Source organism: Cupriavidus sp. 01L46 (assembly GCF_056399905.1).
The window spans coordinates 36,409-56,161 of the sequence record NZ_JBFTSF010000071.1 but is presented as its reverse complement, the minus strand read 5'-3'; the positions used below and the strand labels follow the sequence as shown (position 1 = coordinate 56,161).

Here is a 19,753-nt window from a genome sequence, read left to right as displayed (position 1 = left end):
TGGCATGCACGCCGGGCGCGTCATGCCCCACGATGCGCGCGCCGGCAAGGTCCCGCGCTGACCGAGTCCCAAGGATGCACCATGCAAGCCCTTCACGGCCAAGGCTTCCTCCTTCGCCCCTTCCGCTATCCCGACGTGCCCCAGTTCGTGGCCGCCGTGCACGAATCGCTCGAGACCGTGGGCAAATGGCTGCCGTGGTGCCACGCGGGCTATAGCGTGCGCGATGCCGAGAACTGGGTCGACCTGTGCAGGGAAAGCATGGCCATGGGCGAGGCCTACGACATCGGCGTATTCGCCCCGGACGGCAGGGAGCTATATGGCGGCGTCTCCATCAACCAGATCAACCGCGACTACAACTTCGGCAACCTCGGCTACTGGATCCGCCAGACCCGGCAGCGGCAGGGACTGGGCGCGCGCGCGGCAGAGCTGATGGCATGCTATGCCTTTCACCGCCTCGGGCTGACGCGCCTGGAAGTGGTCGCCGCCGAGCACAACGTGGTCAGCCGCGCCGTCGCGCAGAAGATCGGCGCGCAGTTCGAATGCATCGCCCGCAACCGGCTGGTGCTGCACGGCGTGCCGTGCTCGGCGGCGATGTACTCGCTGGTGCCGCCGTGGTACGGCAATGCCGGCCCGTCCAGGGACAAAGGCAAGGATCAAGACAAGGGGGAGGCGAGATGAAGGGAGCCACTCACGAGCCACTCACGCCGGCACCCGCACGCCCCCCGCGCTATTGAGCGCGAACTCATACCGCTCCGAACGTATGGAAAACAGCGTGTGCTCGCAAACCGCGCCATCCGCGAGGAACGACGTGCGCTCCAGTTCCAGCAGCGGATGCGTGCGCGAGGTCTGCAGCACGGCAGCCAGGTGCTGGCCCGCCGAGCGGGCGCGGATGACGAGGTCGGCCCGGTCGACCTGCATGCCCAGCAACTGGCCGATCAAGGTGTAGGACGGATTGCGCTCGGCATCTTCCCAGCCAGGCGTGGCATCACACGCGATGTGGGTCTCGGCGAGCGCAATCGGCTCGCCATCGAGACGATGCAGGCGCTGCAAGGCGATGCAGTGGCCGAGCGCGGCGGGAAAGATACCGCGCAGCCGGGCCGGCACGGCGATCCGCTCCAGCGCGACCAGCTGCATCTCTGGCGCGTGTCCCTGCAGCACCAGCGAGTCGTAGAAGCCGCGCAGTGTATCCAGGCCATGGCGCAGGCGCTTGTCGACCACGAAGGTGCCTTTGCCTTGTTTGCGCTCGACCAGGCCAGCGTCAACCAGCCGCGTGATCGCCAGGCGCACCGTGACCCGGCTCACCCCGAAACGCTCGCCCAGCTCGGCCTCGGAAGGCAGCTTTCCGGACGGGTCGAAGCGCCGCTTCTGGATTTCTTCGCGCAACAAATCTGCGATCTGTTCGTACAGTGAAATGGCGTTCTCACGCGCAACACTCATGTAAAACCCTGTTGTATCAAAGGCTTGTGAAAAACAGCATAACAATATGCCAATGCCTTCGTTGGACATCTTGTATTAAAACGTATTATTGCCTTCCAAGGCCGGACTGACCAGTGCGGCGTCTTACGTGCGTATCGGGAAACCGCCAAGGAGCCGCAGTGAACTCTCCCCTCAACCCGCCATCGGCGCATTCGCGAGCCGGTTGGCAAGCATACCTGTACAAGCCGCCGGCCTGGTTCCGGCTGGGGCCATTGCGCAAAGCGCAGCTGGGCTTCGTGGCCGCGTGGATCGCCTTCTTCGTCATCCTGTTCGTGCTCCCGCAGCCGCAGGGCTTGCCGCCCGCGGGCCGTGCCACGCTGGCCGTGGTGGCCTGGGCCAGCCTGGTCTGGATGAGCGAGGCCGTGCCGGTCGGCGTGAGCGGCATGCTGATCCCCGCGCTGCTGGTGCTGGCGCATGCGGTGACGCCGTTCTCCAAGGCGGCCAGCGGCTTTGCCACGCCGGTGGTGTTCCTGTGCCTGGCGGCGTTCATCTTCTCGGCCATCATGCAGGCGGCCGGGCTGGACCGGCGGATCGCCTTGTTCCTGCTCGACAAGCTGAAGACGCGTACCGCCAACGGCGTGATCTGGGTGATGTTCGTGGTCAACTTCGTGCTGGGCTTTCTCGTGCCGGCGGCCAATGCCCGCGCGGCCACCTTGCTGCCGGTCGTCAACGGCATCGTGGGCCTGTTCGGCGACTCGCCGCGTGAGCGCAGCGCGAAGAAGGCCATCGTGATTCAGTCGCTGGTGTATGGCTCGATGATCAGCGGCATGTGCATTCTCACCGCGCACCTGCCCAATATGGTGATCGTCGGCCTGCTGCAGAAGAACCTCGGCCTGCACATTTCCTATCTCGACTGGTTCAAGCTGCAATGGCCGTACCTGGGCATGTTCGTGCTGACCCAGCTGTGGGTGCAGTCCTACTTCAGGTCGCGCGCGGTCCGGCTGCCTGGCGGCCAGGCTGCGATTGCCGCCGAGCGTGCCGCGTTGCCGCCGGCAGGTGTGCAATCCAAGACGATCCTGGCGGTGTTTGCCGTGGTGGCCGTGCTGTGGGCGACCGAGTCGTGGCATGGCCTGCCTTCCGAAATCGTGGCCTTGCTCGGGCTGGCGGCGCTGTTCGTGCCCGGGTGGACGGGACTGGGCTGGAAAGATATCCAGGCCCGCACGATCTGGGGCACGTTCTTCCTGCTGGCTGGCGCGCTGAGCCTGTCCTCCGCGATTGGCGAGACCGGCCTGGCGCCGTGGGTGGCCGACTGGCTGTACCGCTTCGCCGCGGGCCATCCGTGGTGGCTGGCGTTGCTGATCGTCATGCTCGGCACGCACGTGGCGCGCCTGGCCATGCTGTCCAACGTGGCCGCGGTGACGATGATCGCGCCGATCATGCTGGCGCTGGCACCCAAGCTCGGGCTGCATCCCGCCGCGTTCACCTTGCTGGTGTGCGACAGCGACAGCTTTGCCTACATCTTGCCCACGCAGATCACCGCGGCCGTGGTGGCCTATAGCAGCGGCACCTTCACCACGTCGGACTATGCCCGCGTGGGCGTGGTGTCGGTGCTGATCGGTATTGCCTACGGCCTGCTGGTCATGGCGCCCTGGTACGCCTACCTGGGCATCCCGGTGTGGGATGCCAGCGCGCCGTGGCCATTTCATTGACATCGGAGTTCCCCCCCCAATGACCGACAAGACAACACTGGCCGCGCGCTACGCCGCGCTGCGCGAGCGCCTGGGCACGCATCACGCGCCCGCCGGCCTGTACGAGAAGAACAAGGCGCTGCCGTTCGCCGGCCGGGTGAGCTGCTCCGTGAGCCGGCTGGAAGCGGGCGAATGGGCCGAGATCATCCTCGACTACGAGGTCGGTGCCTCCGGCGTGGCGGATGGCGCGTGGCTCAAGGCGACCTTCAAGTTCTACTCCGACTGGGCGCTGTTCCAGACCACCGACCCGGGCGGCGCCAACTACATCAGCGCCGAATACCAGGCCGCGCCGCTTGTGCCCGGCCAGAGCCCAGCGAGCGTGCAATCGCTCAACGTGCGCTTCGAGCAGAAGGGGCATGAGCGTCCGTTCCAGAAGGCGATCATCGTCGACGTTGTCGATGGCTACCTCAATGCCGGCGATCACATCCTGATCCGCCTTGGCGACCGGCGCCGCGGTGGGCCCGGCACGCGCGTACAGACCTTTATCGAAGACAGCTTTCGCTTCCGGCTCTATGTGGACCCGCTCGGCACTTCGCGCTTCGTCGCGGTGCCGGGCGATGCGGTGATCGATATCCATGCCGGGCAGCCGGCGCAGGTCCTGCTGCAGGCGCCGCGCTTTGCCCGGCCGGGCACGCCGTTGCCGCTCAGGGCTTCGCTGATGGACAGGTGGGGCAATATCTGCGCCGCGGCGGGCGGCTCGATCCGCCTTGCCGCGTGGCAAGGCAACGAGCTTATCCTCCAGCGCGACTATCCCATGCCCCAGGCGGGCTGGGCATCGGTGGGCATCGACGACCTGCCCGCCAGCACTGGCACGCTGCGCCTGGAAGCCACCTTGACGGATGCGCCCCGCGTCGCCAAGGGCTCGGCTTGGCTATCGGTCTTCGACGCAGCCGGTGCGCCGCGCGCCTTTTACGCCGACTTGCATGTGCATGCGCACGACACGGTCGGCACCAATAGCCCGGCCTACAACGCGGCCTATGCGCGCGACGTGGGCGGCATCGATGTGTTTGGCTACACGGTCAACGATTTCCAGATTACCGATGCCAACTGGCAGCTTGGGCTGGAAGCCGTGGAAACCTTCAACGAGCCCGGCCGCTTTGTCGCATACCCGGTGCAGGAGTGGTGCGGCAGCTCCACGGCCGGGGGGGATCACAACGTCGTGTTCCTTGGCGACGGCGCGCCGGATTTTCCCTACAACGCCCGCGGCGAACACAATCGCACGCTGGTCTGGAACGAGGACATGAAGGGCACCGCGGCCGAGCTGGGGCGCTGGCCGGTCGAGGAACTATGGGACGCCTATGTCGGCGCGCCCGAGCAGCACCTGATCATGCCGCACGTGGGCGGGCGGCGCTACATCCCGGACTGGCATCATCCCGAGCTGGAACGACTGGTGGAAATCGCTTCCAGCTGGGGGCATTTCGACTGGTTGTACCGCGATGTGATGGCGCGCGGCTACCAGCTGGGCGTGGCAGCCAGCGGCGACGAGCACCGCGGCCGCCCCGGCGGCGGCCCGCCCGGCGTGCAGGTGTTCGGCGTGCGCGGCGGCCTGACCGGCGTGCTGGCCGAGCGGCTGGACCGGCAGGCGATTGGCCGTGCCCTGCGCGCGCGCCACACCTGGGCTAGTACCGGCGAGCATACGGCGCTGCTGGTGCGCTGCGGCGATTTCGTGCAGGGCGATGCGTTCTCGCTGCCGGCCTCGCATCGCGGCCCGGCCCGGCTCGACTATCGCTTCCTCGGCCAGACTGGCTGGGAGTACCTGGCGGCCTATGATCACAATGGCTTGATCTGGGAGCGCAACCTGCATCGGGAGGCCGGCTTCTCCGAGCGCCTGATCCGCGTGCGCTGGGGCGGCGCGCGGATCCGCGACCGCTATCGCTGGGCCGCCTGGCAAGGCCGCATCCGCATTCTCAATGGCACGATCCACCGCTTCGGCGGGCACGGCTTCGAGCATCAGGAAGAAGCCTGCTGGCGCGAAGGCGCGACCGACATCGGTTTTCGCAGCGATACCTATGGCGATGCGGACAGCGTGGAAATCGACGTGAGCAACCTCGCTGCCGCGCGCATCGTGATCGAAGGGCACATCGACAGCTTCATCAAGGTGGGAGATCCGCTGCAGCGCAATCCCTTTGCCCATGCGCCGGATTTTCGCTGGGAGGTCAGCGGCGCCGAACTGCTTGCCAATGACGGCCTGCGGCTGGAGCTGGGTGGCACGGAACTGTTTATCGCGCTGGAGCGGCTCACCGACAAGGCATTGCCGGTGGACGTGAGCGGCGTGGTCGACGTCGAGCCGGTGAACGGACCCCATGGCCACCGCCCGGTGTACTTCCATGGCCGGGAACGAGACGACGGCAAGGTGTGGTCGTCGGCTCAGTTCATCACCTTCGCGTGAGGCATGGCGCGCGGCGAGGGCGTGACCGGCGCGCTGGTGCGCCGGTCATCGGGGTCGCGCGCTAGCGGTCAGGAGCCTTTGCTGATGGCGAATGCGTAGGTGCGCTCATCCTGGCGCGGCACCACCTTGTACCCCTTCTTCGCTGCCCATACGTTGATCTGGAAATACAGCGGGATCACGCCGTCATCCTTGATCCCGATCTCGGTCGCGTCCTGCAGCAGCTTCTCGCGCGCGCGATCGTCGATGGTGGTCAGCGCCGTGGCCAGCTTGGCATCCAGCGCAGGGTTGCTGTAGCGGCCGCGATTGGATGCGCCCCAGCCCTTGGCCGGATCGTAGGTGGCCAGCAGCGACTTCAGCGACGAGCCAGCCTCGCCCGTGTCCGCGCCCCAGCCGGCCAGCATGAAGGAGAACTCCAGCTTGTTGGCGCGCGTGAAGAAGGTGGCGGACGGCATGGCTTCGACCCGGGTCTGGATGCCGACGCGCGCCAGCATGGAGGCAATCGCCTGCGCGACTTGTTCGTCGTTGACGTAGYGGTTGTTGGGCGCGTGCAGCGTGAGCGCGAAGCCGTCGGGATAGCCCGCTTCCGCCAGCAGTTTCCTGGCGCCTGCGGCGTCGAAGGTGTCGGGCTTGAGGCCTGGCACATGGCCGAACAAGGTGGAGTTCACGAGCTGCCCGGTGGGCTCGGCGGCGCCTTCCATCACGCGGTCGACGATGGCCTGGCGCGAGATGGCGTGCGAGATGGCGGCGCGCACGCGCGCGTCCTTGAGCGGGTTCCTGGCGAGCGGCTTGCCGGTCTTGTCGGTGACGAAGGGCGTGACGTCGCGGTTGCTGTCCAGGTGCAGGTACATCATGCGGAAGGTCGGCACCTTGAACACGCTCACGCCGGGATCGGCGGAGAGCTTGCGGATATCCGAGGTGGGCACGTTCTCGATGACCTGCACGTCGCCGGCAAGCAGCGCGGCCACGCGCGGCGCGTCGTTGGTGAGGATGCGCAGCGATACAGTGTCCCACTCCGGCTTGTTGCCCCAGTAGCTGTCGTTGCGCGTCAGCTCGATGCGGTCGCCCTTGCGGAAGCTGACGAACTTGTACGGGCCGGTGCCGACCATGGCGCGGCCGCTGTTGAAGTCGTCGCCGCTGGCGTTCTCCGCGACCTTCTTCGACAGCATGTAGATGGTGGAGAGGTCATTGGGCACCAGCGGGTAAGGGCCGTGGGTGGTGATGCGCACGGTCAGCTTGTCGACCGCGGTGATGTCCTTGAAGCCCTTGGTGTAGATGGTGTACGGCGACGGGCTGTTCTTGACCGTGGCGGGGCGGTTCAGCGAGTAGACCACGTCGGCCGAGGTGAACTCGCTGCCGTCGTGGAACTTCACGCCGGGGCGCAGCTTGATTTCCCAGGTGGTGTCATCGACCGGCTTCCACGAGAGCGCCAGCGCGGGCTTGAAGCGCATCGTCTCGTCCTTGGCGATCAGGGCCTCGAACATGTGCTCGGCCACGTTCGCGTTGGGCGTGACGTTGTGATAGTGCGGGTCCAGCGAGGTGATGTCCCCCGACATGCCGATGGTGAGGCTGGCAGCAACCGCGGTTGGGGAGAGCGCTGCGCAGGCGAGGCTCGTGGCAAGTGCTGCGGCGCCAAGGGCGCGGCGGATGATCGTCATCGATGGGTCCCTGGTAGGCAAGATGCGGTGCAGGCATTGTCAGGAGATGCAGACATCCATGTCAAGGCGGGCAGACCCGCAGCGCCGGATGCACCGGGGCGAGGCGGCCGTGCACAGCGGGCGTGCGGTTTTGCGGGGTGTTTGCCCTGCGGCGTGGCACAAACTTCGGACTGTTCAATTGCAATTGTCAACGGTCAAATGCCAACTGTCAGGCCGCAAACCGGCGCAACTGTGCCTGTGCGACCTGACAGCCCGGCTTTATATTGGAAGCCATTCTCTTTGCGCCACGCGCGCCTCCCCGCCCATGCTCAAGATCCTTGGAAAGGCCTCCTCCATCAACGTCCGCAAGGTGCTCTGGTGCTGCGAMGAACTCGGCTTGCCGTTCGTGCGCGAGGACTGGGGCTCGGGCTACCGCCCCACCGATACGGCGGAATTCCTCGCGCTGAATCCGAACGCGATGGTGCCGGTGCTCGACGACGAGGGCTTTGTGCTTTGGGAGTCGAACACCATCATCCGCTACCTGGCGTCGCGCTATGGCGATGGCGCCATCTACCCGGCTGCCGCGCAGCAGCGCGCGCGGGTGGACCAATGGATGGACTGGCAGGCGACGGAGCTGAACAACACGTGGCGCTACGCGTTCATKGCGCTGGTCAGGCAATCGCCTTTGCACCGGGACGAGCGGGAGATCGCGGCTTCCATTGCCAGCTGGTCACRGCATATCGGCATCCTCGAGCGTCAACTCGCGGTGTCGGGCGGCTATGTCGCGGGCGAGCGCTTCACACTCGCCGATATTCCGATCGGCTTGTCGGTAAACCGGTGGTACGCCACGCCGTTGCCGCATCCGGACTATCCGGCGGTGGCGGAATACTTCGAGCGGCTTGGCGAGCGGGAAGGGTTTGCGCGCCACGGGTGCAACGGCATTGCCTGAGTGAAGAAACGGGGCGCAATACAACGGGGCGCAATACGCGCCCCGTTTCTTGCCAGTTGCGCAGAGGCTTAGAACGTCGTGCGCACGCCCAGCTTGACGCTGCGCCCTGCCAGCGGCGCGACGTCGCGCAGGATCGAGGTGGCGCTGCGGGCGTCCTGGTTGGTCAGGTTGTCGCCGCGCAGGTAGACCAGCGTCTGGGTGCCTGCCATCTTGAACTTGTACGTGATGGACACGCCAAGCAAGGTGTATGCATCGGTGGGCGTGTCATTGGATGGCACGCGCGTCTGGCGGGCGGCGTAGGTCACGTCCGCGCGCGCCCCCCACGGGCCGGCGCCGTACACCACCGCGCCACCCAGGCGCAACGGGGACAGGCGCGGCAGCGGCTGGCCGGTGTTGCGGTTCTCGCCGCGCACGTAGTCCGCGCGGGCCTCCAGGTCCACCGTGTCGCTGCTGGTCAGCAGCTTCTGCCACACACGTGTCTTGCCTTCGGCCTCGAAGCCGTACAGCGTGGCGGGCACGCCCATGTATTGCATCACGGGCAATGCGCCGGCGCTGCCGGGCGTGACGGAATCGCCCTCCGCGTCGCGCGCGGTGCCCGTGTTGGTGAGCGCCAGGTAGTTCGCGAAGCGGCTGTAATAGCCCGACAGGCCGGCGCTGTGCGGGCCCGACTTGAAGCGCACGCCCAGGTCCAGCGAGGTTGCGCGTTCCTTGTTGGCGTTGGGGTCGCCTTGCTCCCACGAGCCGGTAGCCACGTGGGGGCCATTGGCGTACAGCTCGTAGAAGGTCGGGGCGCGCTCCGTGTAGGCCAGGTTGCTGGTCAGCGACCAGGCCGGCGCCAGCTTGTAGAGCAGGCCGGCCGAGGCGCTGCCGGCGTTGAAGCTGCGGCTGGCGTCGGAGAAGCGGTCGTTGCCGTTGGCCTGCGCCTTCACGCTGGTGTGGTCCATGCGCCCGCCCAGGTTGAGCTTGAGGTCGCCGCTAGCGGTCAGCGGCATTTCCTCGAAGATGAACAGGGCCGCGTTGTCGGTGTCGGTGCTCGGCACGAAGGCTTCCTCGCCAAGCGCCGAGAAGCGGGTCGAGCCGAACTGGGTGCCGATCACACCCATCATGTTGCCGATGCGCGCGTGCTTGGCCTCGAAGCGTGCGTCCCAGCCGTTGTTCTTGAAGATGGTGCCGGTCTGCCCGGAGTCGACCTCCTTGTGTTCGTAGTCGGTGTAGCTGAACTTGCCCTTGACCGATTCGATGAAGCCACCGGTATTGCCGGCCAGGTTGCGCGCCTCGCCTTCGAGCGCGAAGCGTTGCTGGCGCATCTGCAGCCGCACGGTGTCTTCGGCGGGGGTGCCGTATTCGTTGTGGTACTCGCTGTAGTTGGCGCCGACGAAGCCGTCGGCCCAGGTGTAAGCGCCACCCAGCGAGCCGCCCGACTGCTGCGCGTTGCTGTTGGGCAGGCGGCCGTAGGCCTCGTTTTCGCCTTCCGGCAGCGGCTGGCTGTTGCGCAGGCTGGCGCTGCGCGCGTAGCCGGGGATGCGCAGGTCGCTGGTCTTGCGGGCGAAGGCGTCGGCATGGATGGCGATCTGGCCATTGCCGGCCTCGAGCAGGCCGCTGGCGTTGCGCGCGCTGTCGCCGCCGGCGGTGGCGCTGGCGTCCACCGCGCCGCCGATGCCCTGGATCGGCTCCTTCGGGATGCGGTTGTCGATCACGTTGACCACGCCGCCGATGGCGTTGCCGCCGTACATCAGCGCGGCCGGGCCGCGCACCACTTCAATGCGCTCGGCCACCAGCGGATCAACTGGCACGGCGTGGTCGTTGGACAGGGTGGAGGCGTCGACGGTGGTGCCGCCGTTCTGCAGCACCTTGATGCGGTCGCCGTCCAGGCCTCGGATGATCGGGCGGCTGGCGTTCGGGCCGAAGTAGCTTGAGGACACGCCCGGCAGCTTGTCCAGGGTGTCGCCCAGCGTGCTGCCCTGGCGCACGGCAAGGGCATCGCCGCTGAGGGTGGAGACTGGCGCCACCAGGTCGGTGAGCTCGCTGCCCAGCGGGTTAGCTGTGATGACCACCTCGCGCAGCGTGGCCGGGGCGGCGGCGGGCGCAGCCGGCGCCGTCGACGCAGCCGGGGCGCTTTGCGCGAACACGCCCGTGGAAACGGAGGCGGAGGCGATCAGGGCCGCCACGGCGGCGAGCGGCGTGCGCCGCAGGATATGGGTTTGTTGGAGGCGGAAAGACATGGCTCGCATTGTTCTTGGATGCTTTCGAGTGCGTGGCGCCAGCGTCCGGATGCCGGCCGCACGCCGTGCCGCGCAAAATGCGCGGGACGGCGGCGGGCAGCAAGGTTCAGGAGCGCGGCGCGATGCGGCAGGCGGCGGGCGGCGGCTTGGCAGCCGCGGCCCGGGTTTCAGGCGAGAGCGTGAACGGCCGGAGGGGCGCGCGAGCGGAAAGGCTGGGGATGTTGCAGGTCGGGCCGGCGCCAGCCCACGCTGAACGGCACCGGCGACTGCAGGTGCGTGAGCGCCGGCATGACCGGCGTGCCGCAATGGCTGGCGGCCACCGTGGCGCCGTCGAACAAGACGCAGAAGTGCCCCGCCAGCTTGAGCGAGAGCGGCAGGCCGGGATCGGCCCGGGCGCTATCGGTGACATGGATCTCGTTGTCGTCGGCGCCGGTAACAGGCAGGGCAGCCTCGCGGTTGCTGGCGGCGGCCTGCAGCGCCGGGCTGAACAGCCCGCCGTGATGAATGCGGTGCGTCAGCCCGGCATGCTGGGCCAGCAGCAGGCACAGCGCCAGCCAGAGCGCCGGCCATAGGCCGAGGCCGCGCTCGCGCCAGCGCTGCAGGCGCTGCCAGGGCCGAACGGCGTCAGTGGCCATGCCCGCCGTGATTGTGGCCGTGATCGTGGCCGTGGTCATCGCAACCGCAGTCGTCGCCATGCTCGTGGCCGTCATCGTCCAGGCCGTCGTCCCAGCTCGGGAACGGGTCGGCGTACTGCGCCCAGGCATCCGGGCCGGCAGCCATTTCCGCGTCGGTCAGCAGGCAGGCGTCCAGCAGCGCTTCGAGCGCGGGGCGGTCAAGGTCCTGGCCGATCAGCACCAGTTCCTGGCGCCGGTCGCCGAAGGGCGCGGGTTTGCCATCCACGGTCATATCGGCTTCGAGCTCGGCGCGGCCTGCTTCGTCGTCCGGCCATTCGGACGAATCCAGCGCGGCCCACCAGGCGCCAGCACCGCCGTGGCGGCACACGCCGCCTGCCTGGCCCCAGGTGCCGGCTGCGTGCATGCGCGTGGCCAGCCAGAAGAAGCCCTTGGAGCGCAGCACATTGCCATGCTCGCGCAGCCATTCGGTGTGGATCAGGTCGGCGAAGCGCTGCGGATGGAAGGGGCGGCGGCGGCGGTAGACGAAGCTGCCGATGCCGTAGGCTTCGCTCTCCGGTACGTGTTCGCCGCGCAGTTCCGCCAGCCAGCCCGGGGCGGCGGCGGCGGCGTCGAAGTCGAAGCGGCCGGTGTCGAGGATGCTGTCCAGCGGTACCTTGCCGAAGCTGGCCGGCACGATGGCCGCGCGCGGGTTGAGCGAATGCAGGATGCCGGCGAGGCGCTCGCGCTCGGCCTCGCTGACGAGGTCGAGCTTGTTGAGCACGATCACGTCGCAGAATTCGACCTGCTCGATCAGCAGGTCGACCACCGTGCGGTCRTCGTCCTCGTCGCGCGCCTGGCCACGGTCCTGGAGGAAGTCGGCTTCGTTGAAGTCTTGCAGGAAGTGCGCGGCATCGACTACCGTCACCATGGTATCCAGGCGGGCAACGGTGTCCAGTGCCACGCCTTGCTCATCCTCGAAGGTGAAGGTCTCCGCGATGGGCAGCGGCTCGGCGACCCCGGTCGACTCGACTAGCAGGTAATCGAAGCGGCCCTCGCGTGCCAGCTTGCCGATCTCGGTCAGCAGGTCCTCGCGCAGCGTGCAGCAGATGCAGCCATTGGTCAGCTCGATCAGGCGCTCGCCAGCCTGCGCCAGCATGCCGTCGCCAAGCAGGCGGGCGTCGATGTTGACGTCGGCCAGGTCGTTGACGATCACTGCCACCCGCTTGCCTTCGCGGTTGGCCAGAACATGATTGAGCAGGGTTGTCTTGCCGGCACCGAGGAATCCGGACAGCACGGTGACGGGCAGGCGATCGGCCATGGCATCGAGTCGCGCCGGGGTTGGGGCGCGTGTTATTGCAACAAAGTTGCGACTGTATCAGAAAGCAAGGGGGAAAGCAGGCAATTCGGGGAGCGCGATGGCCGCACGAATCCCGCCGTTCCTAATGATAGGCCCGTGCCTGTGACACCACAAAGGCGAATGATGAATGGCAGGCGATGCCTGCAGGTGTCGTGCCGCTCAAACAAAACGGCCCGGAGAACCGGGCCGTCTGGCGCGCGGGGCGACAGCCCCGGGCAGTCGCCGAATCAGTCGCCGAACAGCTTCTGGCGCAGTTCGCGGCGTTGCTGGGCTTCCAGCGACAGCGTGGCGGTGGGCCGGGCCAGCAGGCGCGGCACGCCGATCGGCTCGCCGGTTTCCTCGCACCAGCCGTAGTCGCCGGACTCGATGCGGGCCAGCGATTGCTCGACTTTCTTGAGCAGCTTGCGCTCGCGGTCGCGCGTGCGCAGTTCCAGCGCGTGCTCTTCTTCGATGGTGGCGCGGTCGGCGGGATCCGGCACGATGACCGTTTCGCGCAGGTGCTCGGTGGTCTGGTCGGCGTTTTTCAGGATATCGTCGCGCAGCTGCTCAAGGCGATGTTTGAAGAAGCCGAGCTGCGCTTCGTTCATGTAATCCTTGTCGCCCATCTTCAGGATTTCAGCTTCAGTCAGAAGTTTATTGCTGCTCATGGTTGCTGCTGATTCTCTTGTTGGTGCGACCGGCGGCGTCTTGGTCCGCTCGGGTGCAGTGTCCGGCCGCTTGCGCGGCGCGGAGGTTTCGCTCTGGCTGGCTGCAGACTGGCTGCTGTGCGTGCCTCCCTTGGCCTCGCCCGCACCGGCGTGCGCCGTACTGCCGCGGGGAGCAGGCGCAGCCTCCATGGACTGCGCCTTCAGCGTCTCGGCCGCAGCGCTGCTGCTTTTGCTGCGGCTTTGTTTCGTTTTCGTTGCGGCTACCATGGGACACCTCTCTCTCGCGTCGATCGATGACGGCGCGTGACGGGTGCCCCGAGCGGAGGGCGGTCTCCGCATAAAGCACTGCGACCGCACCTGCCGGCAGCCCGCCTCATGCTGACGACGACCGCCGCCCTGCATTGCGGGCACCATCGCCAAATGACCAAATGGCCAAAAGACAAAAGGCTACGTTCCCCGCACTAAATCCAGCCTATTGTACTTGAACAAAAATTTTGGAGATATGGGAGAAAAGCGGGGAGTTTTCCCTGATATCCCAGCCCCCCCTCCGACGAGGGGGGGCGGCAGGGCGGGCGGCGCAGCCTGCCGGCTTCAGGCCAGGCAGGTGGCCAGGCCCTTCAGGATGGCGTCCTTGGGCAGGTCCAGGCCAATGAAGACCATCTTGGTGCCGGGGGTTTCTTCGCCCCATTTTGCACMGATATCGCTGCCCATCAGCTGATGCACGCCCTGGAAGACCACTTTCCGGTCCACCGCGTCCATATAGAGTACGCCTTTGTAGCGCAGCAGGTTTTCCCCATAGACCGACAGGATGCCAGACAGGAATTCCTCCAGCTTGGCGTAATTGAAGGGTTTTTCGCTGCGGAAGACGAAGGAGCCGATGCGGTCGGTGTGGTGGTGGTGATGGTGATGGTCGTGCTTGTGATCATGACCGTGATCGTGGTGGTCATGATGGTCATGGCCGCAGTCATCGGCGCAATGGTCGCCATGCGCGTGCTCGTGCGCATGGTCGTGATCGTGCTCTTCGGCCTCGGCACGCAGGAAATCCGGGTCGATTTCCAGCTTTTCGTTCAGATTGAAGCCCCGAAGGTCAAAGATTGTGTCGATCGGCGCCTCGCCGAAATGCGCCGTGCGCACGGGCGCGCGCGGGTTCATGTGCAGCAGGCGGTGGCGCAGGTCGGCGATCTCGCCTTCCGCCACGAGGTCGGCCTTGGTGACGAAGATGGCGTCGGCAAAGCCAACCTGGCGCTGGGCTTCTTCCTGCTTGTCGAGCTGATGGTGGGCGTGCTTGGCATCCACCAGGGTGATCACGGCGTCCAGCAGGTAGCGCTGGGCGATCTCGTCGTCCATGAAGAAGGTCTGGGCCACCGGGCCCGGATTGGCCACGCCCGTGGTTTCGATCACGACGCGGTCGAAATCGATCTCGCCGGCGTCGCGGCGGGTCATCAGTTGCGACAGCGCTGCCACCAGGTCGCCGCGGATGGTGCAGCAGATGCAGCCGTTGCTCATCTGCACGATCTGCTCGCGGCCATCCTGCACCAGGATCTCGTTGTCGATGTTCTCTTCGCCGAACTCGTTTTCGATCACGGCAATCTTCATGCCGTGCTGCTCGCTCAGGATGCGCTTGAGCAGGGTGGTCTTGCCGCTGCCGAGGAAGCCGGTCAGGATCGTGACCGGGATCAGTTTAGACATTGTTTTCTCCGGGAAGGGATGCCGCTTTGGCCTGTCGTGCGCGGGGTAAGTCGGGTTTGGATAACTTGTTCGTTCGTCTAGCGAGCGGGCGGTGACGCCGCTCAGCCATGCTTGCCAGGGGTGCGTGCGCCGCATTCGGCGCAAACGCCGTTCACGGTCAGCTCCACATGCTCCACGGCAAAGCCGCTCGGCACCTTGGGCGCGGCTTGCGCCGGCGCGCTGACGCCGTCCAGGCAGAAAGTGCGGTCACAGCGGTTGCAATGGAAGTGGCTGTGCTGCCGGTGCACCTGTGCGCGCGCGGCCTCRTGCTCGACCAGGCTGAAGCGGAAKACSCGGTCGTGGCCGGCCCGCTTCTGGGCCAGCCCYTGCTCGACCAGCCAGTCGAGCACGCGGTACACGGTCACGCGGTCGATCGCTTCGCCATCGGCCGGCATGCGGTCGATCACGGCCTGGTGGGTCAGCGGCTCATGGCTTTCCATCAGGCATGCCAGGATGCCAAGGCGCGGCTGGGTCACACGCGCGCCCAGCTCGCGCAGGCGTTCGTGGGCGGCGTCCAGGATGGCCGGCGCGGGGGGCATGGCGGGTCCAGGCATGGCCTGGGTGGGGGAGGGGCTGCTGCTCATGGGCCGATTTAACCATAGTGCCCCGGGTGATGCAATTCAGTTGCGTCAACTCGGCGCCCTGGCGGCCGTCAGCAGCGTGCGCGCCATCGCGCCCGCGGTTTGCGTCTATCATCGCCAGCAGGCCCCCGAGACCCGAGGAGACACCGCATGCAGAACGACGCCAGCGCCCTGCTGTTCCCCAATTTCGAGCCCTTTCGCCTGCACATCGGCGACGTGGGGATCGCCGGCGTGCGCGGCGGCTCCGGGCCGCCGCTGTTGCTGCTGCATGGCCATCCCCAGAGCCACCTGATCTGGCACAAGGTGGCACCCGCGCTGGCCGACCACTTCACCGTGATCGCCACCGACCTGCGCGGCTATGGGAGCAGCAGCGCGCCGCCGGGCACGGCCGGCTTCGAGACCTACAGCAAGCGCGCGATGGCGCAGGACCAGGTGGCGGTGATGGCGCAGCTGGGTTTCGACCGCTTCGCACTATGCGCCCATGACCGCGGCGCGCGCGTGGCGCACCGGCTGATCGCGGACCATCCCAGCCGGGTCACGCGCGCCATGCTGCTGGACATCGCTCCCACGCTGGCCATGTACGAGCGCACCAGCATGGCATTTGCCGCCGCCTATTGGCACTGGTTCTTCCTGATCCAGCCGGCGCCGTTCCCGGAAACGCTGATCAACGCGGAGCCGGAGTTCTACCTCAACAAGCTGATGGGCCTGCGCCACGCCGGGCTGAGCCCGTTCGCGCCCGAGGCGATGGCCGCCTACACCGCCGCCATGCGCGATCCGGCCCACGTGCACGCCATGTGCGAGGACTACCGCGCGGCAGCCACCATCGACCTGGACCATGACCGGGCGGACCGCACKGATGGCCGCCGKCTGGATTGCCCGCTGCGCGTGCTGTGGGGCGAGCATGGCGTGGTGGCGCGTTGCTTCGAGCCGTTGGCGCTGTGGCAGGAGGTGGCGAGCGACGTCAGCGGCCGCGCGGTGCCCTGCGGGCATTACATCCCGGAGGAGGCGCCCGGGGTGCTGCAGGAGGAAATGCTCGGCTTCTTCTGTTGATCTTTCGTTGGCCTCCCGTGGTTCTCCTGTTGAGCACCGATTCCCGCAGGCTGCGTCGAGTTCGATACATTTAGCGTACCTTTGCGAAGAAATGTCTTAGCGGGTTATTCCGGATATTTGCCACTTTTCGACATTGATAGCATTGCGCTCCGGTCGCGCGGCCCAAGCCGCGGCGGCCGTATGCGCTGTGCCCGCGTCATGGTCGGCGCTGCCGCCCGGATCGGGCCGGCAGCGCAGGAATGGCAGCACCCGACAGGGCGCGCCACTCCGGCCGGGGCAGTGTCGGGACGGGAATAGAAGGGTATCCAGGAGATAGCATGAAACGAGTTGCACAGTTTGTGGCTGCCGCGCTGACGGTCGGCGTAATGGGAGTGCATGCGGGCGCGCAGGCAGAGGAATTCCCTGGCAGCAAGCCGGTATCGGTGGTGGTGCCTTTTGCCGCGGGCGGCCCTACCGACAAGGTCTCGCGCGAGCTGGTCATGATCATGTCCAAGCACCTGGGTACCACGATGGTGATCGAGAACCTGGGCGGCGCCGGCGGCACCATCGGCGCCAAGAAGGTCGCGCAGGCCAAGGGAGACGGCTACACCATCCTGATCCACCATATCGGCATGTCCACCGCGCCGGCGCTGTACCGCAACCTCGGCTTCGATCCGCTCAAGGACTTCGAAACCGTGGGCGAGATCGCCGACGTGCCGATGGTGATGATTGGCAACAAGAACCTGCCGCCCGCCAACTTCAAGGAATTGCTGCCCTATATCAAAGCCAATGCCAGCAAGCTGTCGCTGGCCAACGCGGGCATCGGCTCGGCCTCGCACCTGTGYGGCCTGCTCTTCCTGAGCGCGATCCAGACCGACCTGACCACGGTGCCCTACAAGGGCACGGCGCCGGCGCTGACCGATATCCTGGGCGGCCAGGTCAACCTGATGTGCGACCAGACCACCAATATCGCTGGCCAGCTCAAGGCGGGGGCGCTCAAGCCGTACGCCGCCATGCAGAGCCGCCGCGTGGAAGCCTTCAAGGACATCCCGACGGCCGCCGAGCAAGGCCTGCCGGGCGTCGAAGTGAAGATCTGGCACGCCATGTACGCGCCCAAGGGCACGCCCAAGCCGGTGGTGGACAAGCTCTCGGCAGCGCTGCAAAAGGCGGTCACGGACCCCAACTTCCGCGCCAAGATGGCGGAGCTGGGCGCCGAAGCCGTGCCCGCGCAGCGCGCCACGCCGGAATCGCTGAAGGTCTTCCTGGCCGGGGAAACGCCGCCTCGTCTATATTGTTCTGGTTGCCTTCGGTGCGGCAACGGATGCGCACGGAGGGCCGCTTGCGGCGGCCCTTGAATTCACCGCAGCCGTCGCCACCTACCTCCCTGACACATTCTCGCGAAGCCATCATGGAACAGTATCACGGCACTACCATCGTCAGCGTCCGGCGCGGCAACCAGGTTGCAGTTGGCGGTGACGGCCAGGTCACACTTGGCAATATTGTGATGAAGGGCACTGCCCGCAAGGTCCGCCGCATCTACAACGGCAAGGTACTGGTTGGCTTCGCCGGCAGCACCGCCGATGCCTTCTCGCTGCTCGACCGCTTCGAGGCCAAGCTGGAGAAGTACCAGGGCAACCTGACCCGCGCCGCCGTCGACCTCGCCAAGGACTGGCGCTCGGACCGCGCGCTGCGCCGGCTCGAGGCCATGCTGATCACCGCCGACCGCGACACCACGCTGGTGATCACCGGCAACGGCGATGTGCTCGACCCCGAAGGCGGCGTGGCCGCGATTGGCTCGGGCGGCGCCTACGCCCAGTCGGCCGCCAAGGCGCTGGTGGAGAACACCGAGCTTTCGCCCAAGGACATCGTCGAGAAGTCGCTGGGCATTGCCGGCGAGCTCTGCATCTACACCAACACCAATTTCGTCATCGAGACGCTGGAATGAGCGTCGGCCGGCTGCGCAATGACCTGACGCACGGCCGCCTGGGCCCGGATGCCTTACCGCTCCGGTCCGTCGTCTTCCTCTGAACGGATACCATGTCGCATACCATGACCCCGTCGGAAATTGTTTCCGAACTCGACAAGCACATCATCGGCCAGAACAAGGCCAAGAAGGCGGTAGCGGTTGCGCTGCGCAATCGCTGGCGCCGCCAGCAGGTGGAAGAGCCCCTGCGCCAGGAAATCACGCCCAAGAACATTCTGATGATCGGGCCGACCGGCGTCGGCAAGACCGAGATCGCGCGTCGCCTGGCCAAGCTGGCCGATGCGCCGTTCATCAAGATCGAGGCCACCAAGTTCACCGAGGTGGGCTATGTCGGCCGCGACGTGGACACCATCGTGCGCGACCTCGCGGAGATGGCGGTCAAGCAGGCGCGCGAATCCGAAATGAAGAAGGTGCGCGCCAAGGCCGAGGAAGCCGCCGAGGACCGCCTGCTCGACGTGCTGCTGCCGCCGCCGCGCGATATCGGCTTCAATCAGCCCGAGGAAAAGGATTCCAACACGCGCCAGGTGTTTCGCAAGAAGCTGCGCGAAGGCCAGCTCGACGACAAGGAGATCGAGCTTGAGGTTGCCGCCGGCTCGCCGAACATGGACATCATGGGTCCCCCGGGCATGGAAGACATGACCGAGCAGATCCGCACCATGTTTGCCGGCCTGGGCCAGGGCAAGAAGGCGCGCCGCAAGATGAAGGTGCACGAAGCCTTCAAGCTGCTGATCGACGAAGAAGCCGCCAAGCTGCTCAATGACGAAGAGGTCAAGCACAAGGCGGTCGGCAACGTCGAGCAGAACGGCATCGTGTTCCTGGACGAGATCGACAAGATCGCCAGCCGCAGCGACGTGGGCGGCGCCGAAGTGTCGCGCCAGGGCGTGCAGCGCGACCTGCTGCCGCTGGTCGAGGGCACCACGGTGAACACCAAGTACGGCATGATCAAGACCGATCACATCCTGTTCATTGCCTCGGGCGCCTTCCACCTGTCCAAGCCGAGCGACCTGATCCCCGAGCTGCAAGGGCGCTTCCCGATCCGCGTCGAGCTGGAATCACTGTCGGTCTCCGACTTCGAAGCCATYCTGACGCAGACCGACGCCAGCCTGACCAAGCAATACCAGGCGCTGTTGAACACCGAGCAGGTGCAGCTGGTGTTCGCGCCGGATGGCATCCGCCGCCTGGCAGAGATCGCTTTCTCGGTCAACGAGAAGGTCGAGAACATCGGCGCGCGCCGCTTGTACACGGTGATGGAGCGGCTGCTGGAGGACCTGTCCTTCCATGCCACCAAGTCATCGGGCGAGACGGTCACCATCGACGCGGCCTATGTGGATGAGCGCCTGGGCGACCTGGCCGGCAACGAGGACCTGTCGCGCTACGTGCTGTAAGCCTTAGCCCGGTTCAGCGGCATCCAGACGATCCAGACGGCAAAGGGCGCACTTCGGTGCGCCCTTTGCC

16 protein-coding genes are annotated in these 19,753 nt (G+C 66.5%); 8 read left to right on the top strand and 8 right to left on the bottom strand.

The window, feature by feature from the left end:
• Nucleotides 1–81 precede the first annotated feature (81 nt).
• Nucleotides 82–678 (top strand): GNAT family N-acetyltransferase, encoded by a 597-nt coding sequence (locus tag AC1DS3_RS15350; protein WP_441640885.1) that lies wholly within the window; start codon nucleotides 82–84, stop codon nucleotides 676–678.
• 21 nt (nucleotides 679–699) lie between these two features.
• On the opposite strand, the gene AC1DS3_RS15345 is transcribed toward AC1DS3_RS15350, so the two are convergent.
• Complete coding sequence (locus AC1DS3_RS15345; protein ID WP_441640884.1) at nucleotides 700–1,437, bottom strand: GntR family transcriptional regulator; 738 nt, start codon at nucleotides 1,435–1,437, stop codon at nucleotides 700–702.
• A 158-nt stretch (nucleotides 1,438–1,595) separates the two neighbouring features.
• On the opposite strand from AC1DS3_RS15345, the gene AC1DS3_RS15340 reads away from it, so the two are divergent.
• On the top strand, nucleotides 1,596–3,125 hold the full coding sequence (locus AC1DS3_RS15340) for an SLC13 family permease (RefSeq protein WP_441640883.1): 1,530 nt from the start codon (nucleotides 1,596–1,598) through the stop codon (nucleotides 3,123–3,125).
• Nucleotides 3,126–3,144: 19 nt separating this feature from the next.
• Nucleotides 3,145–5,553: a hypothetical protein gene (locus AC1DS3_RS15335; protein WP_441640882.1), complete on the top strand. Its 2,409-nt coding sequence runs from the start codon at nucleotides 3,145–3,147 to the stop codon at nucleotides 5,551–5,553.
• Between the two features lie 68 nt (nucleotides 5,554–5,621).
• On the opposite strand, the gene AC1DS3_RS15330 is transcribed toward AC1DS3_RS15335, so the two are convergent.
• Nucleotides 5,622–7,208, bottom strand: coding sequence for an ABC transporter substrate-binding protein (locus AC1DS3_RS15330; protein ID WP_477127476.1), 1,587 nt, complete (start codon nucleotides 7,206–7,208; stop codon nucleotides 5,622–5,624).
• 304 nt (nucleotides 7,209–7,512) lie between these two features.
• Between AC1DS3_RS15330 and AC1DS3_RS15325 the strand changes: the two genes are divergently transcribed.
• Nucleotides 7,513–8,136, top strand: coding sequence for a glutathione S-transferase family protein (locus tag AC1DS3_RS15325; RefSeq protein WP_477127475.1), 624 nt, complete (start codon nucleotides 7,513–7,515; stop codon nucleotides 8,134–8,136).
• A gap of 68 nt (nucleotides 8,137–8,204) precedes the next feature.
• On the opposite strand, the gene AC1DS3_RS15320 is transcribed toward AC1DS3_RS15325, so the two are convergent.
• From AC1DS3_RS15320 to AC1DS3_RS15295, 6 genes are all read right to left on the bottom strand, one after another.
• Nucleotides 8,205–10,358, bottom strand: a complete 2,154-nt coding sequence (locus AC1DS3_RS15320; RefSeq protein WP_477127474.1) for a TonB-dependent receptor — start codon at nucleotides 10,356–10,358, stop codon at nucleotides 8,205–8,207.
• Nucleotides 10,359–10,525: 167 nt separating this feature from the next.
• Nucleotides 10,526–10,993 (bottom strand): hypothetical protein, encoded by a 468-nt coding sequence (locus tag AC1DS3_RS15315; protein ID WP_441640879.1) that lies wholly within the window; start codon nucleotides 10,991–10,993, stop codon nucleotides 10,526–10,528.
• Nucleotides 10,983–12,290: a zinc metallochaperone GTPase ZigA gene (zigA, locus tag AC1DS3_RS15310; RefSeq protein WP_441640878.1), complete on the bottom strand. Its 1,308-nt coding sequence runs from the start codon at nucleotides 12,288–12,290 to the stop codon at nucleotides 10,983–10,985. The genes AC1DS3_RS15315 and zigA overlap by 11 nt, the downstream gene beginning before the upstream one ends.
• A gap of 266 nt (nucleotides 12,291–12,556) precedes the next feature.
• Nucleotides 12,557–13,243, bottom strand: coding sequence for an RNA polymerase-binding protein DksA (gene dksA, locus AC1DS3_RS15305; RefSeq protein WP_441640895.1), 687 nt, complete (start codon nucleotides 13,241–13,243; stop codon nucleotides 12,557–12,559).
• Between the two features lie 324 nt (nucleotides 13,244–13,567).
• Nucleotides 13,568–14,665 (bottom strand): CobW family GTP-binding protein, encoded by a 1,098-nt coding sequence (locus AC1DS3_RS15300; RefSeq protein ID WP_477127473.1) that lies wholly within the window; start codon nucleotides 14,663–14,665, stop codon nucleotides 13,568–13,570.
• A gap of 101 nt (nucleotides 14,666–14,766) precedes the next feature.
• Nucleotides 14,767–15,288, bottom strand: a complete 522-nt coding sequence (locus AC1DS3_RS15295) for a Fur family transcriptional regulator (protein WP_441640876.1) — start codon at nucleotides 15,286–15,288, stop codon at nucleotides 14,767–14,769.
• A 147-nt stretch (nucleotides 15,289–15,435) separates the two neighbouring features.
• On the opposite strand from AC1DS3_RS15295, the gene AC1DS3_RS15290 reads away from it, so the two are divergent.
• The 4 genes from AC1DS3_RS15290 (at nucleotide 15,436) to hslU (ending at nucleotide 19,683) form a co-directional block, all read left to right on the top strand.
• A complete protein-coding gene (locus AC1DS3_RS15290) occupies nucleotides 15,436–16,335 on the top strand; it encodes an alpha/beta fold hydrolase (protein WP_441640875.1) in 900 nt (299 codons plus the stop codon).
• 317 nt (nucleotides 16,336–16,652) lie between these two features.
• Nucleotides 16,653–17,669: a tripartite tricarboxylate transporter substrate-binding protein gene (locus AC1DS3_RS15285; RefSeq protein ID WP_477127472.1), complete on the top strand. Its 1,017-nt coding sequence runs from the start codon at nucleotides 16,653–16,655 to the stop codon at nucleotides 17,667–17,669.
• A gap of 53 nt (nucleotides 17,670–17,722) precedes the next feature.
• Nucleotides 17,723–18,259 carry an ATP-dependent protease subunit HslV gene (gene hslV / locus AC1DS3_RS15280; protein WP_006162714.1) on the top strand — a complete coding sequence of 179 codons (537 nt, stop codon included), beginning with the start codon at nucleotides 17,723–17,725 and terminating at the stop codon, nucleotides 18,257–18,259.
• A gap of 92 nt (nucleotides 18,260–18,351) precedes the next feature.
• The gene (gene hslU, locus AC1DS3_RS15275; RefSeq protein WP_441640873.1) at nucleotides 18,352–19,683 is read left to right on the top strand and encodes an ATP-dependent protease ATPase subunit HslU; all 1,332 of its coding nucleotides are present in this window, start codon (nucleotides 18,352–18,354) and stop codon (nucleotides 19,681–19,683) included.
• Nucleotides 19,684–19,753: the final 70 nt, after the last annotated feature.